We start from the raw sequence: 3091 nt of genomic DNA on the forward strand, positions 1-3091 counted from the left end.
ATGGTAAATAATTAAAGAAATAACATCATTAGAAACATAATCTTTATTTTGATCATTTTGTTCACGAGGTAATTTTGAATTTTTAAAAAGATAAATGCTTTCGTACAAGAATGGTAGAATAAGGTGAAAAAGAGAAGCGCGTGAAGTAGGGAGTAGATTTTGAATGGAAACAAGAATAGAAGAAATTTATAGTTCATGTACAGGAATAGTAGAAGAGATTTTTATTAATGAGTCCTCTTACGTATATGAATGGGAGAAATTAATGATGATCCGAAAAAATGACGGCGAGATTGAAAAAATCGTAGTAGGGATCAGTGGAAATATAAGATTAGTAAATGTAGAAGTTGGACAGAACATTGATACGGACACATTATTAGTTAAGTTGGAAGATGATTTATTAATTACTGGTTGTGAATGATGAGAGATGTGTAGAAGTAACTGCACATCTCTTTTTTGTTCCATATATTACAAAAAGAACATTGTTTTTTCACAAATCTCACACAGTTTTTTGATATTCTTCTAGTTGAATATAAATATAACGACTAGATATTTTGAAATAATGTATTCTCGTTGAGGGGGATTATATTGTTTTTTAGGGAGGAAATAAGGATGAGAGTAAAGTATGCTGCGCTTGCTATATGTTTATGTTTCGTATTTACAGTAGTAGGGTGTGGAAAAAAGGAAATAGAAGTTGTTGCAGTTGATGAGAAAAACGATAAGTGTGATATTTGTCAAATAGGGGTAATGGATAATCAATTCACAACAGAAATTATTTTGGAGAATGGAAAAGCATTAAAATTTGATGATATTGGCTGCATGTATAAATGGATGGATAACAATAAAAATGAGAATATGAAAGAAAAATTTGTGCGAGACTACGATACGAAAGATTGGATTCCATTGCAGGAAGCAACTTATGTATATGATAAAACAATAACAACACCTATGGCTTATAACGTAATTTCTTTTAAAGATAAAAAAGATGCAGAAAGTTTTGTGTCTAAATATACTGGGGCGGTCCTTTCCTATAAAGATTTATCAGAGCATAGGTGGGAAATGAATAAAGAGATGATAGGGAAACCGAAAAAAGGGAATAGCGGAGGACATTCTCATTAATCCGAAACAGTAGTTACATAAAGGACAACCATCTAAGGTTGTTCTTTTCTTTGGCTGATGAGATGAAAAACGGAAAGATAAAAGGTGTAAAATAGTTAGAAGAACAGTTACAATATAAAATAGTGACATATTCAGAGTGATTACTATGTGTATTTGAGTAATTAAGGGTAACAAAGATGTACAAGTATCGCTGAAACATGCTAAACTAATTGCTCCATAATATTAATGATGGAGCTGGGTGGCATATCATTCCAAACATGAATTATATGTTGAGAAAACATGAGCATAAGTATACTATGACAATTGAAGAAGGAATATAAGGTACTTATGGATAAATCTATTGAAGAAGAGTTATTGCATGTGATGGAGGAATGGTTAAGAAAACATTATCTTTCATAGGAGCTGTAGTTGTGAGAAAACAAAAAATTTTATTATGTACATTATTAGGACTTTTAATGATGGTAGTGGCTTGTGATAAGCAAGAAGAACCTGAATCGAAACCGGTTCACGTGAAAAACGAAAAAAACGAAAAAAAGCAAGAAAAGCATAAAGAAAAGGAAAAAGATAAAGAAGAGACTGGTATAAATTTAATGGATAAGCAATTATTGCTTTCTGCGACCCTAGGTGATACAGAAACGACTATGAAATTAATAAAGGACGGGGCAAATATAAACGTAGAGGGCGATAATGGAGAAACACCTATCTTGGCAGCGGTGTATCAAAATCATATAGAGACAGTTAAAGCGTTAATTGATGCAGGAGCCGATATTGAAATCCAAGATGAAAAACAAAGCAATCCATTTCTTTATGCTAGCAGAGAGGGCTATACAGACATCGTAAAACTACTAATTAATGCAGGTGCTAATACGAAAGAAACTACTAGGTCGGGTGGAACAGCATTAATTTCTGCATCAGAGCGTGGTCATGTAGAGGTCGTAAAAGAATTATTAGAACATACGGATATTGATGTGAATTATAAAAATAATCGTGGTGGGACAGCATTATTAGAAACGATTGTGTTAGGAAATGGTAGTGACAGCCATAAAAGGGTAATTCAAATGCTTATTGAGCATGGAGCGGATGTAAATATGGCTAACAATGAAGGGACTACGCCATTGCAACATGCTGAAAAAAGAGGTTTTAAAGATATTGCGAATATGTTGAGGGTAGCTGGAGCGAATGAAGTAGTGCAGCCACAACAACCAATGGAGTAAAAAGAAGAAGAAATAAAGGGTACGAATTAATCCCATTTAGATAGACAGAATGAAGAAGTCATTTAGTATGATGGATTCAGTAATGTGTATTTAAATGGGGTTTTTGTTTTGAACATGAAAAATAGAGTATGGATGGATAGTATATGGAGACTACACATAGTAACTAAGGAGGATATAAATGGGGCTTTCAGAACTTGAGTTAATAGCAATTCAGGCAGAGGTTTTATTTGTTCATAATCAAGTAGGAAAAATGATATGTGTAAATGAACAGGGAAATCCGAAAGCACCGCGTTTTTTTCTTGGCAGAACTCGTGAAGGGAATATAAAGAGATATCATTATAATCTGGATAGTGAAATGATAAGTAAGATTGAGAAATTAATTTTAGAATGTTCAAATCATATAGAGATAACAAAGATTATTAAAGTATTAAATGATGAGAGAACGGTGGAGAATATTTGGGTGGGTTCTGCTTACATGTTTCCAAATAATTTAAATAAGCCGACTAGGGCGATACAAATAACAGAGAAAAATAAAGAGCTTTTGCGAGAAAATTTCCCTAATCTAATAGAACAGATGGAATGGAGGCAACCTTATTTTGCAATTGTTGAAAATGAACAAGTAGTTTCTATATGTTGTAGTGCAAGAAGCAGCCCAGAGGCTTCTGAAGCGAGTGTGGAAACGTTAGCTGAGTTTCAAGGGAATGGATATGGTTCGGATGTTGTTACAGCCTGGGCGATATCGGTAAAAGAAGAAAAACGTA

At 33.4% G+C, this 3091-nt stretch carries 4 protein-coding genes; all 4 read left to right on the forward strand.

The features are described from left to right. Positions 1-163: 163 nt before the first annotated feature. On the forward strand, positions 164-418 hold the full coding sequence (locus tag V7038_RS26895) for a hypothetical protein (protein ID WP_199661428.1): 255 nt from the start codon (positions 164-166) through the stop codon (positions 416-418). Between the two features lie 191 nt (positions 419-609). Then, positions 610-1116 carry a nitrous oxide reductase accessory protein NosL gene (locus V7038_RS26900; RefSeq protein ID WP_002201833.1) on the forward strand — a complete coding sequence of 169 codons (507 nt, stop codon included), beginning with the start codon at positions 610-612 and terminating at the stop codon, positions 1114-1116. Positions 1117-1487: 371 nt separating this feature from the next. Then, the gene (locus tag V7038_RS26905) at positions 1488-2330 is read left to right on the forward strand and encodes an ankyrin repeat domain-containing protein (RefSeq protein WP_206771598.1); all 843 of its coding nucleotides are present in this window, start codon (positions 1488-1490) and stop codon (positions 2328-2330) included. A 178-nt stretch (positions 2331-2508) separates the two neighbouring features. Then, positions 2509-3091: GNAT family N-acetyltransferase (locus V7038_RS26910; protein ID WP_335695895.1), on the forward strand; the 583-nt coding region annotated here is incomplete at its 3' end.

The sequence above is a fragment of the Bacillus sp. JJ783 genome (genome assembly GCF_036963225.1).
Lineage (GTDB): Bacteria > Bacillota > Bacilli > Bacillales > Bacillaceae_G > Bacillus_A > Bacillus_A cereus_U.